The sequence below is a fragment of the Streptomyces sp. NPDC048424 genome (assembly GCF_040651555.1).
Classification (GTDB): domain Bacteria; phylum Actinomycetota; class Actinomycetes; order Streptomycetales; family Streptomycetaceae; genus Streptomyces.
This window is the reverse complement of the sequence record NZ_JBEZKE010000028.1, coordinates 41,992-54,658: the sequence shown is the minus strand read 5'-3', so window position 1 is coordinate 54,658 and position 12,667 is coordinate 41,992. Positions and strand designations below refer to the sequence as shown.

Sequence of the window (12,667 nt, the reverse complement as noted above, 5' to 3'; positions counted from 1 at the left end):
CGGTCACTGCGGACCGGCTACTGCCAGTCCTCCCACGGCGGTTCCTCGTCCAGGTCGTAGGGCGGCTCTTCGTCGGGCGGGCCGCCGGGGGCCGGCCGGGCCGATCCGGCCGGCGGTGCGGCGGTGGAGGGCCCCGGCCCGGCGGCCGCAGCGGCGGGGGCAGGGGTGGTGGCGTTGCACTCCGCCAGGGTGTCCAGGACGCCCTGGGCGTACTTGGCGAGCTTGGCCTCGCCGACCCCGCCGATGGTGCCCAACTCCGCCTCGGTGGTGGGAAGTCGCGTCGCGATCTCCCGCAGCGTCGCGTCGTGGAAGACCACGTACGCCGGTACGCCCTGCTCGCGTGCCGTCGCGGCCCGCCAGGCGCGCAGCGCCAGGAAGAACGGCTCGGCCCCGGCCGGCAGGTCGACGGGGACGCGGGCGCCCTTCCCGGAGCGCGACCCGGACTCCCTCTTCGCCGGGCCGGCCGGCGCCTTCTCCTTGCGCATCGGGACGCTGCGACGCCCGCCCAGCACCTCGCCGCTGTCGTCCGTCAGCACGAGCGTCCCGTAGTCGCCCTCCACCGCCAGCAGCCGCGACGCCAGCAGCTGGCGCACGACACCGCGCCACTCCGCGGTGCTCAGATCGGCTCCGATGCCGAACACCGAGAGCGCGTCGTGGTCGAACTGGATGACCTTGGCGGTCTTCTTGCCCTGCAGGATGTCGATGATCTGGCCGGCGCCGAACTTCTGGCGCCGCTCCCGCGCGAGCCGCCACACCGTGGACAGCAGTTTCTGCGCCGGGACCGTCCCGTCCCAGGACTCGGCCGGGGTCAGGCAGGTGTCGCAGTTGCCGCACGCCTCGCCCGACTGCCCGAAGTACTCCAGCAGCCGCGTCCGGCGGCAGTCGACCGTCTCGCAGAGCGCCAGCATGGCGTCCAGGTGCATGCCGAGGGACCGGCGGTGCGCCTCGTCCCCCTCGGAGCCCTCGATGAGCTTGCGCTGCTGGACCACGTCCTGCAGGCCGTAGGCCAGCCACGCCGTGGCCGGCTCTCCGTCACGGCCGGCGCGGCCGGTCTCCTGGTAGTAGCCCTCGACCGACTTCGGCAGGTCCAGGTGCGCGACGAAACGCACGTCCGGCTTGTCGATGCCCATGCCGAAGGCGATCGTGGCCACCACCACGACCCCTTCCTCCCGCAGGAAGCGCGCCTGGTTGGCCGCGCGCGTCCGGGCGTCCATTCCGGCGTGGTACGCCACGGCGTCGATGCCCTGCTCCGCCAGGAAGGCCGCGGTCTTCTCCACCGAGGCCCGCGAGAGGCAGTAGACGACTCCGGCGTCCCCGTCGTGCTCGGTACGGATCAGGTCCAGCAGCTGCCGCTGCGGGTTGCCCTTCGGGACGATCCGGTACTGGATGTTCGGCCGGTCGAAGCTGGCGACGAAGTGCCGGGCGTCCTCCAGGCCGAGCCGGGCGACGATCTCGGCGTGGGTGGCCTCCGTGGCGGTCGCGGTCAGCGCGATCCGCGGCACCTTCGGCCAGCGCTCGTGCAGCATGGACAGCGCGAGGTAGTCGGGGCGGAAGTCGTGGCCCCACTGGGCGACGCAGTGCGCCTCGTCGATCGCGAAGAGCGACACCTTGCCCCGGTCGAGCAGCCGCTGGGTGCCCTCGGTGCGCAGCCGCTCGGGGGCCAGGTAGAGGAGGTCCAGCTCGTCGGCGAGGAAGGCCTGCTCGACGGCCTGCCGCTCGTAGGGGTCCTGCGTGGAATTGAGGAACCCGGCCCGCACCCCGAGGGCGGTGAGCGCGTTCACCTGGTCCTGCATCAGCGCGATGAGCGGCGAGATCACGACGCCCGTGCCGTCTCTGACGAGCGCCGGGATCTGGTAGCAGAGCGATTTGCCGCCGCCGGTGGGCATCAGGACGAGGGCGTCACCGCCGCCGACGACCTGGTCGATGATCTCCTGCTGCTCACCGCGGAAGGAGCTGTAACCGAAGACGCGGTGCAGCACCTGCAGAGCATCGGAGATTTCGTGGGAGGTGTCCGGAGCGGCCATTCGAGAAGCCTAGCGGCACACACCGACACCCCTGCTCCGCTCACCGGAACCTGTGGACAACCTGCCGGTCCGACGGCGAGCGGAGGCGCTGGTGACGGGCTCCGCGGGCCCGAGAGCGGGCGCCCCGGCTCCTGTCAAGGTACGAACAGCCGGGGCTACGAACCCGCTCCTCCTCCGGTCACGGTGGAAATCGACCGTCCTGCGCCAGTGCAGGACCGATACTCCACCCGGATCGGAGCCTTCCGTGTCCCGTCGCGCAGGGGTCTTCGTGACCCGTCGCCCCCGACTCGTGCTCTTCGCCGCGCTCGTGTTCCTCGTCCTGTCCGCCGTTTTCGGCGCGGAGGCGACCGGCCGGCTGAAGTCGCAGGGATACGACGACCCGCGCTCCGAGTCCAGCCGCGCCGCCCAGCTGGCGGCCGAGGGCCTGGGGGCGTCCCCCAACCTGGTCGTCGTCGCGCAGACCCGCGGCGGGTCCGTCGACGACGCTGCGGCCCGGAGCGAGGGCGAGGCCCTGACCGGCCGCCTCGCCGCCCGGCCGCACGTCAGCGCGGTGACCTCGTACTGGACGGGCGGCGCGGCCGAGCTGCGCGGCCGCGACGGCGACGCGGCCATGCTGGTCGCGCACGTCGACGGCGAGGGGGAGCGGCTCGGAGCCCGGGTCAAGGAGCTGAAGCGGGAACTGACCGGCCCGGGCGCTCCCGAGACGGTTCTGACCCTGCACGTGGGTGGGACGGCGCTCGTCGACGCCGAGCTCCAGGACCTTTCGGAATCCGACCTCAAGCGGGCCGAGTCCGTCGTCCTGCCGGGAACCCTGATCCTGCTGGTCCTGGTCTTCGGCAGTGTCGTGGCCGCCGCGCTGCCGCTGCTGATCGGCGTTCTGGCGATCGCCGGGACGCTGCTGGTCCTGAGCGTGCTCGGCTCCGTCACCGACGTGTCCGTGTTCGCGCTGAACCTCACCACGGCGCTCGGCCTGGGGCTGGGCATCGACTACGGGCTGCTGATCGTCTCCCGCTTCCGTGAGGAGCTCGCCGACGGGTACCGGCCGCGCAACGCCGCCATCCGGACCGTGCGCACCGCGGGCCACACCATCGTCTTCAGTGCCGCCACGGTCTCCGCCGCACTCGCCACGCTCCTGGTGTTCCCGCCGTACTTCCTGCGCTCCTTCGCCTACGCGGGCATCGCCGTGGTGGTGATCGCGGCGGTGAGCGCCCTGACCGTACTGCCGGCACTGCTCGCGCTGCTCGGCAAGCGGGTGAACGCCTGGGCCGTGCCGTGGCGCCGCCGGGTCCACGGCGGCTCGCGATCCCGCCTCTGGGAGGGGCTGGCGCGGATCGTCGTACGCCGCCCGCTGGTCGCGGCGCTGCCGGTGATCGGCCTGCTGCTGGTGCTCGCGGCGCCGTTCGCGCACGCCGGTTTCGCCACTCCGGACGACCGGGCGCTGCCGGTGAGCGCGGCCGGCCGGCAGACCGGGGACCTGGTGCGCGGCTCGTTCGACATGAAGGGCTCCAGCGCGCTCACGGTCGTCGTCACGGGTACGGCGTCCCCGTCGGCGCGGGAGGACTACGCCCGCCGGCTGTCCGCGCTCCCGCAGGTCGCCCAGGTCGTGGGTGCCGAGGGCAGCTTCCGGTCCGGGGAGAAGGCGGCGGTGTCCGGCTCCGCGGCCGGGTCCGCCGCCGGCGGTGGCCCGGCGGGGCTCTCCGTGGTGCCGCTGGCCGACCCCCAGTCTCGCGCGGCCCAGCAGCTCGTGCGCGACATCCGCTCCGCTCCCGTCCCGGCGGGCGCCGAGGTCCTCGTCGGCGGACCGAGCGCGGTCCTGGTCGACGCCAAGGCCACCGTGGGAGACCGGATCCCGCTGGCGCTCTCGTTGATCACCCTGACCACCTTCGCGCTGCTGTTCGGCTTCACGCGCAGCCTGCTCCTGCCGATCAAGGCGATCGCGCTGAACGCCCTGAGCCTCGCGGCCGTCCTCGGGGCCATGGTGTGGATCTTCCAGTCGGGCCATCTGCACCACCTCCTCGGTTTCACGCCCGGACCGCTCAGCACGACCATGCCGGTGCTGCTGTTCTGCATCGTCTTCGGCCTGTCGGTGGACTACGAGGTGTTCGTCCTCGCACGCATCAAGGAGGCGCACGACGCCGGGCAGGACGACCGCACGGCGATCGTCTCCGGCATCGCCCGCACGGGCGGGATCGTCACGACCGCCGGCGCCCTGCTGGCCTTCACCCTGCTGAGCTTCGGCACCTCCCAGGTGTCCCTCCTGCAGTTCTTCGGGATCGGCGCGGGCCTCGGCGTCCTGCTCGACGCCACGCTCGTCCGCGGAGTCCTCGTACCGGCGCTCATGCGGCTGGCGGGCGGCCTGAACTGGTGGGCACCGAGGCTGCTGAGGCCCAGGGCGCCGCGCCCGGTGTCCCCTCCTCCCCCGCCCCGGAGGTGCCCACCGGGCCGGTGTCCCCCACACGGCCGCGTCGCGGTCCGTACGCCCGCCCGCCCCCACGCGCGGGCACCCGCGGGCCGCTGACCGACCGGGCACAGGCCTCGTCCCCGTACACCCCGGTCCCCGTGAGTCCCGCACCCCCACACCCCGTTCCGACAGACCCCACCCCCCGCCCGGGGGATCACGACAAGGAAGACCCGTCATGACCGACATCGCCATCACCGGACTCGGCTGCCGCTTCCCCGGCGCCCCCGACATCCGCGCCTACTGGAAGCTCCTGCTGAGCGGGGAACGCCAGTTCTCCGCCGTCCCGGCCGAGCGCTGGAACCACGAGACCTTCCACCGGCCCGGCGACCGCTCGGCCCCCAACGCCGCGTACACCGACCAGGTCGCGTTCCTGGACGACGTGGACCGCTTCGACGCCCTGCACTACGGGGTGCCGCCCGCGCGCGCCCGGTCCATGGACCCCCAGCACCGGCTGATGCTCGACATCGCCCGCGAGGCGCTCGACGACGCCGGGATGGGCCGTGGCGACTTCGACCGCGAGAACACCGGGGTCTTCTTCGGAGTGTCGGTGTCCGACTACAAGGACCTCATGGCCGCTCCCCTGCGGGCCATCTCCCTGGCCGAGGATTCGGAGGCGGCGGACCGCCCCGGCGGCCTCGACGCCATCAGGGAGCAGGCGGCCGAGCTCGGCACCATTCACTCCTTCACCCTGCCCGGGAGTCTGCTCAACATGGCGTCCGGCACCGTCAGCCGGCACTTCGGCCTCGGCGGCCCCAGCTTCACCGTCGACGCCGCCTGCTCCGGTTCGCTGGTCGCCCTCGACCAGGCGATCGCCCAGCTCCGCCAGGGCACTTGCCGGATCGCCGTCGTCGGCGGCGTGTACCTCAACCTGACCCCGGACGGCCTGGTCGGCTTCTCCAGGCTCCGCGCGCTGTCCGCCACCGGGGTGTGCCGTCCGTTCGACGAGGCGGCCGACGGCTTCGTCCTCGGCGAGGGGGCCGGCGCCGTCGTCGTACGGCCGCTCGCCGACGCCCTCGCCGCCGGTGACCGCGTCTACGCGGTGATCAGGGGCATCGGCTCGGCCAACGACGGAGCGTCCCCCGGCCCGCTGGTCCCCACCGCCGAAGGCCAGCTGCGCGCGATGCTCCGGGCCTACGACGACGCCGGGGTCGCCCCCTCCTCCGTGGGCTTCATCGAGGCCCACGGCACCGGCACCACCACGGGCGACCGTGCCGAGGTGGAGGCGCTGCGCCGGCTGCGCACCGAGTACCCCGACGACGACCCCTCGCTGTCCTACCTCGGCTCCGGCAAGGCCCTCATCGGGCACTCCCTGTCCGCGGCGGGCATCGCCGGGCTGATCAAGACGGCCCTGATCGTCCACCACCGCACGATCGTGCCGCAGCCGGTCACCACACCCCATCCCGACCTGGGCGTCTCCGCCGCGGGCCTGCGCTTCGCCGACACCGCACGGCCCTGGCCGGCCACCGGCACCCCGCGGCGTGCCGCCGTCAGCTCCTTCGGTTTCGGCGGCACGAACGTGCACGTGGTGCTCGAGGAGCAGCCGGCCCCCGCCCGCGGCAACGTCCCGGTACGCGCCGAAGGCCCCCGGCCCCAGCTGCTCCTCCTCTCGGCCGGCAGCCCCGAGCTGCTGGAACGGCACATCGACGAGGTGCTCGACATGGTGGAGCAGGCCGCCCCCGTGCCGATCGCGGCGCTGGCCCACACCCTGGGCGCGCGCGAGCCGCTCACGACGCGGCTCGCGATCGTGGCCGCCGACACCGAGGAGTTCACCCGGCGGCTGCGCCACGCCCGCGAGCAGCTGGCCGAAGGCGCCCGGGGCGACCTCGGCGACGGCGCCTACGCCGCCGACGCCCCCCTGCCGGCGGCCGAACGCCGCATCGCGTTCCTCTTCCCCGGTCAGGGCAGCCAGCGGCCGGGCATGATGCAGGACCTCTACGAACGGTTCGCGGGCTTCCGCACGGACGTCAACGTCCTCAGCGCCGTCGCCCGCCGCGACGCCGGCTTCGACCTCGCGGACCTGCTGTACGGCGAGGCCCCGACCGCCCACGGCGACCCCGAGGAGCTCAGTCAGCGGCTCGCCGGCACCGATGTGTGCCAGCCGCTGCTCGGCACCGTACAGATCGCCGCGACCCGGCTGCTCGGCCACTGCGGCGTCGCGCCCGACCTGGCGCTCGGCCACAGCGTCGGGGAGTTCGCCGCCGCCGCGGCGGCCGGAGCGCTCACCGACGAGGACACCGTCCGGCTGCTGGTCCACCGGGGCGCGGCCCTCCGCGAGGCCGAGACCGGCCTCGGGGGCGGGATGCTCGCCGTACAGACCGACAAGGACACCTGCCGCCGGCTCATGACCGGCATCGACGACGTGTGGCTCGCCTGCTTCAACCAGCCGCGACAGGTCGTGGTCAGCGGTACGCCCGAGGGGCTCGCCGCGGTGCGGCTGGCCTGCGCCGAGGCCGGGGTGGTCACGGTGGCGCTGGACGTGTCCAACGCCTTCCACTCGCCCCGGCTGGCCTGCGCCGAGGAGACCGTACGCGCGGACCTCGCCGCCCTCCGCATCGCCGGCCCCGCCCTGCCGTTCGTCTCGTCCGTGCACGCGGAGGTCTGCACCGACCCCGATGAGCTGCGCGAACTGTGGGCCCGGCACGCGTCCGCTCCGGTCCGCTTCGGCGACGCCGTCCGGACCGCCTACGACCAGGGGGCGCGCGTCTTCCTCCAGGTGACCGGCGGCAGCTCGCTCCTCACCTCGGTCCGCCGCAACCTCACCGGCCACGGCGACGTGCACGTCGTACCCGCCGGCGAGGTGGCGCCGGACGGCGGGCGCGGCTTCGTACGGGCCCTCGCCCGGCTCGCGGTCCTGGGCGTCCCGGTCGACCCGCGCGCCCTGGTGCCCGAGGAGGAGCGCCGCCTGCTGGACCTGCCGGTGGCGAAGCTCGACACGCAGTCCTACTGGGTGCCGCGCGGGCGCCCCGCCACGAAGAGGGACGCCTGCGCCACCGCCCTGCCGCCCCCGCCCGCATCCCCCGAGGAGACCTCGATGAACGCCCCGATCGACGCCCCCGTGGCCGCCCCGCCGGCCGCCGCGGCGAACGACCCGGCGAACGACCCGATGGGTGAGCTGCTCCAGCTGGTCCGGCAGCAGGTGACGCTGCTCGCCCGGCTCACCGAGGCGCTTCCCGTACGGGACCCGGCAGCGGAGGCGACCGAGCCGGTCGGACCGGCGCCGGTGCCCGTCGCCCCCTCACCGGCCGGTGACATCGACGAGTTCACCGAAGGCGTGCTCGCGCACGTGGCCCGGATCAGTGCCTTCCCGGTGAGTCACCTGCGCGTCGACCAGCTGCTGATCGACGAGCTCGGTTTCGACTCGCTGATGCTGACCGACCTGTTCACCGCCCTCGCCCGGCAGTGGCCGCAGTGGACGTTCGACGAGGGCGCCGCCGACCGGCCGACCGTCGGGAGGATCGCGGCGATGATCGCGAACGACTGCGGCACGGACGCGGCACCGGCCGCCGCACCGGCCGCCGCGACACCCGCCACCGCGCCCGAGGGCTTCCCCGTACAGCGGGCCGGCCACGGCGAGGAGAGCCCGCCGGCGCCGGCGGCCGACCCGCCGACCGCGCCGCTGCCCGAAGAGCACACGCGGATCGAGTGCTTCCCGGAGGTCACCGCCCACGGCGAGCGCATCTCGGCACTCACCGGGCTGGGGGTGCCCAATCCGTACTTCCTCGTCCACGAACGCGGAATGACGGACACGACCGTCGTCGACGGCCGGGAACTCCTCTCCTTCTCCAGCTACAACTACCTGGGCATGGCGACGCACCCCCAGGTGAACGAGGCGGCCCGGGACGCGATCGAGCGCTGCGGCACCTCGGTGTCGGCCAGCCGGCTGCTGTCCGGCAGCCGTCCGCTCCACCTGGAACTCGAGGCGGAACTCGCCGGCCGGCTCTCGTGCGAGGCCGCGGTCACGCTGGCCAACGGGCACGCCACCAACGTCACCGTGATCGGCCACCTCGTCGGCCCCGGGGACCTCGTCATCCACGACGCGCTCGCCCACGACAGCATCCTGCAGGGGTGCAAGCTCTCCGGCGCGACCCGGCGGCCCTTCCCGCACAACGACGCGGCCGCCCTGGACTCGATCCTCACGCAGGTCCGCCACCAGTACCGGCGGGTCCTCGTCGTCATCGAGGGCGTCTACAGCATGGACGGCGACATCGCCGACCTGCCCGCCCTCGTCGAGGTCAAGCGCCGGCACGGCGCGCTGCTGATGATCGACGAGGCGCACAGCATAGGGACGATCGGTGCGACGGGACGCGGCATCGGCGAGTACTTCGACATCGACCGCTCGGCGGTCGAACTGTGGTCGGGCACGCTGTCCAAGGCGCTGGCGAGCTGTGGCGGCTACGTCGCCGGGAAGCGCTCGGTCGTCGATTACCTGCGCTACACCGTTCCGGGCTTCGTCTTCAGCGCCGGTATGACCCCGGCCGACACCGCCGCGTCCCTGACCGCGCTGCGCCTGCTGCGCGCCGAGCCGCAGCGCGTGGCACGGCTCGCGGAGAACGCCGCGCTGTTCGTCCGCCTCGCCCGCGATGCGGGGATCGACGTCGGGGACAGCCACGACACACCGGTGGTCCCGTGCATCGTCGGGGACTCGCTGAAGGCCCTGCGGCTCGCGGAGGCCCTGTTCCAGCAGGGCATCAGCGTCAACCCGATCCTCTATCCGGCCGTACCGGAGGAACTGGCCCGGCTGCGCTTCTTCATCACCTGCGAGCACACCCCCGACCAGATCCGGCACGCGGTGACCGCGCTGGAGCACGAGCTGCGGCACTTGACCACGGCCCGCGCGGCCTGACCCCGCGACCGTGAACACCACCGCCATGAGCACCATCGCCATGAAAACCGCCGTCGTGGACGCCGCCTTCCGGCCGATCACGCCGGGCCACATCCACCGATGGGGCGGAGCCCGCCTCCTCGTGGCCCGGTTCGCCGACCTCGACGAGACCCCGTTCCTGTCCCCGGCCGAGCAGCGGGTGGTCCACGCGCTGCCGGCCCGGCGGCGGGCCGAGTGGACGGCCGGCCGGCTGCTCGCCAAGCGCCTGGTCGGCGATGCCCTCGCGGCACCGGCCGACGAGGTGGAAGTCCTCCCCCGGGCCGACGGCAGCCCGTACGTCGTCGTCGGCGGCAGCCCGGTGCCGGCCGTGCGCGTCTCCATCAGCCACACCGCCCGCCACGTCGCCGCGGCGCTCGCACCCGGAGCGGTCGGAGTGGACCTGTGCGAGACCGCCTCGGCCGCCGCCGTACGCCGTGTCGCGGACCACGTCTTCTCCCCCGGGGAGCTCTCCCGCATCGGGACGGACCGGCCCGCTGCCCTGGCCGGCGCCTGGGCGCTCAAGGAGGCCGCGGTCAAGGCCGACCGGAGCAGCATCTTCGGCGCCGCTCCGCGCCGCGTCGAAATCCTCGGCCTCCGGCCGCCCGTGCTCAGCGGACGGCGCCGCGCGATGGTGTGGCGGGAGGGGGACGCGGTCCTCGCCCTCGTCCTCGCGCCCTCCCCGGGTCCGGCGGGCTGAGCGCACCCCCTTGGCAGCACTGCGTTGGTGCTCCTTGGCCCGCCGGATGATGCTTGTCAGTGGAGCCCCTGGCCGTGCGGGTTGCCGTGGAAGCACGGCGAGGGAACTAGCGAGGGCGAGATGAGCGGCGATGGAGCAACTTCCCACCTCTCCTGGTGAGCGGCCGGCGGAGACGAACGCCTCCGACGGATCGACCTACACGGCCACGGCCACCCTCAGCGAGGAGGGCATCGTGACCGAGTGGAGCGAGGACGCCCATCGGCTGCTCGGCTACGCGCCCGCCGAGATCGTGGGACTGCCCGCCGCCCGCCTGCTCGCCGACGGCGCCGGGAACGCAGAGAACGCCGGGAACGCCGGGAACGCCGAGGACATCGACGAGAGCGCGGGGCGGATCCCGTCCGGGCAGGACCGGTGGAGCGGCACCGTGGCGCTGCGGCACCGGGACGGCAGGCGGCTGGAGGTGAGACTGCTCGCGCACCGCTGGACGTCCACGGGCGGGAACACCAAGTGGTTCGTGGTGTCCGCCGTGCCGGGTGAGCCCCGTACGTCCTGGGGCGAAGCCCTGAAGGAGTGGACGTTCACCCAGTCCCCCTGTTTCCTCGCGGTCTTCGACGCGGACCTGCGCCTGGTGCGGGCGAACGCCGGCATGGAGCGCGCGCTGTCCCTCACGGAGACCGAGATGCGCGGGCTGCGGCTGCCCGAGATCGCCCCGGATCCGGTGAGCGACGAGACCGAGCGCAGGATGCGCCTGGTGGTGGAGACGGGGGAGCCGCAGCACGTCGATGTCTTCGTCCGTCCCACGGGCGCGCGGACGGAGCAGGGCCTGGCGGCCTCGCTGGCCCCCTTGCGGGACGCTGACGGACGGGTGCGCGCCGTGTGTCTGGCCGCGCACGAGAAGAGCGGAACCGCCGGTGAGCGGCCGCAGCTGCTCCTGTCGGACGTCGACACCGCCGGCATCGGCACCACCATGGACAGCGCGCGCACCGCGGAGGAGCTCGCCGACGCGGCCGTCCCCCGGATCGCCGACTTCGCGGTCGTCGACCTGCTGGAGCCTCCCCCGCGCGCGGACGAGCACTCCTCCAGGCCGGCGGCGGGGCCGGTCACCGTGACCCACATCGCTGTGCGCTCGCTCCTGGAGGGAAGCCTGGAGTCCCAGGTCCCGGTCGGCGGGACGGCCGTCTATCCGGCGCTGTCACCCCCCGTCGAGTGCCTGGCCGCGGGCCGCGGCGCCGTGTACACGACCACGGACCCGGCGGTCGCCCGCTGGGTGGCCCAGGACCCCGGGGCAGCCTGGATCGGCCACTCCGGGACCCACTCGATGATGATGGTGCCGCTGCGCGCCGGAGGGACCACGCTCGGTCTGGCCGTCTTCAGCCGGCACCAGCGGCAGGACCCCTTCCACCCGGAGGACCTGTGGCTGGCCGAGGAGCTCACGTCCAAGGCGGCCGTCAGCATCCACAACGCCCGCCGGCACACCCGCGAGCACACCACCACGATGACGCTGCAGCGCAGCCTGCTGCCGCACTCGCTGCCCGACCATCCGGCCCTGGAGATCGCCTCCCGCTACCTGCCCGCCGGTACCGATGCCGGCGTGGGCGGTGACTGGTTCGACGTGATCCCGCTGTCCGGCGCACGGGTGGCCCTGGTCGTGGGGGACGTCGTCGGCCACGGCATCCGCGCCTCCGCCACCATGGGCCGACTGCGCACCGCGGTGCGCACGCTGGCCGACGTCGACCTGCCGCCCGACGAGCTGCTCACCCACCTCGACGACCTGATCATCCACCTGTCCGCCGACGAGGGCGAGCAAGGGGCAGCCGCGGAGGCCGCCGGCGGCATCGGGACCACCTGCCTGTACGTGGTCTACGACCCGGTCACCCGCCGCTGCACGGTCGCCCGGGCCGGCCACCCCCCGCCCGCCGTGGTCTCCCCGGAGGGCTCCGCCTACCTCCTGGACGTCCCGGCCGGACCGCCGCTGGGCCTGGGAGGCCTGCCGTTCGAGACCATCGAGGCCGAGATTCCCGAGGGCAGCCTCCTCGCCCTGTACACCGACGGCCTGCTGCAACCCCGCGAGCGTGACATCGACGAGTCCCTGGACAGCATGTTCGCGGCCCTCGTACGCCCCGCCGCCAGCCTGGACACGGTCTGCGACCGCGTTCTGGCGGCTCTGCTGACCCACCGTCCCGACGACGACGTCGCCCTGCTCGTCGCCCGGACCCGGGCCCTGCACGCCGACAAGGTCGTCGTCTGGGAGCTGCCGTCCGATCCGTCCGTCGTCGCCCGGGCCCGCCGGTACACCACCGAGCAGCTGACGGCCTGGGGGCTGGACGAGGCCGCCTTCGTCACCGAGCTCGTGGTCAGCGAACTGGTGACCAATGCCATCCGCTACGGGGCGCCCCCGATCGAGCTGCGGCTGATCCACGACGACAGCACGCTGCTCTGCGAGGTCTCCGACGCGAGCAGTACCGCCCCGCACATGCGGCGTGCCCGGACGTTCGACGAGGGAGGGCGGGGCCTGCTGCTGGTCGCCCAGCTCGCCCAGCGCTGGGGCACCCGGCACTCCGCCCTCGGCAAGACCATCTGGGCCGAGCAGTCGCTGGTCGGGTTCTGAGGTCTTTCCGAGGTCT

At 73.7% G+C, this 12,667-nt stretch carries 5 protein-coding genes; 4 read left to right on the top strand and 1 reads right to left on the bottom strand.

Annotated features, from left to right (window positions below):
• Positions 1-17: 17 nt before the first annotated feature.
• The gene (gene recQ, locus AB0D29_RS30185; protein ID WP_362858563.1) at positions 18-2,024 is read right to left on the bottom strand and encodes a DNA helicase RecQ; all 2,007 of its coding nucleotides are present in this window, start codon (positions 2,022-2,024) and stop codon (positions 18-20) included.
• Positions 2,025-2,268: 244 nt separating this feature from the next.
• Here recQ and AB0D29_RS30180 point away from each other — a divergent pair, with 244 nt between their 5' ends.
• The 4 genes from AB0D29_RS30180 to AB0D29_RS30165 all read left to right on the top strand — a co-directional run bounded on the left by AB0D29_RS30180 (position 2,269) and on the right by AB0D29_RS30165 (position 12,651).
• Positions 2,269-4,542, top strand: a complete 2,274-nt coding sequence (locus tag AB0D29_RS30180; protein ID WP_362858562.1) for an MMPL family transporter — start codon at positions 2,269-2,271, stop codon at positions 4,540-4,542.
• A gap of 118 nt (positions 4,543-4,660) precedes the next feature.
• Positions 4,661-9,328, top strand: a complete 4,668-nt coding sequence (locus AB0D29_RS30175; RefSeq protein ID WP_362858561.1) for an aminotransferase class I/II-fold pyridoxal phosphate-dependent enzyme — start codon at positions 4,661-4,663, stop codon at positions 9,326-9,328.
• A 10-nt stretch (positions 9,329-9,338) separates the two neighbouring features.
• A complete protein-coding gene (locus AB0D29_RS30170; protein WP_362858559.1) occupies positions 9,339-10,043 on the top strand; it encodes a 4'-phosphopantetheinyl transferase superfamily protein in 705 nt (234 codons plus the stop codon).
• A 130-nt stretch (positions 10,044-10,173) separates the two neighbouring features.
• Positions 10,174-12,651: a SpoIIE family protein phosphatase gene (locus tag AB0D29_RS30165; protein WP_362858558.1), complete on the top strand. Its 2,478-nt coding sequence runs from the start codon at positions 10,174-10,176 to the stop codon at positions 12,649-12,651.
• The last annotated feature ends 16 nt before the right edge of the window (positions 12,652-12,667 follow it).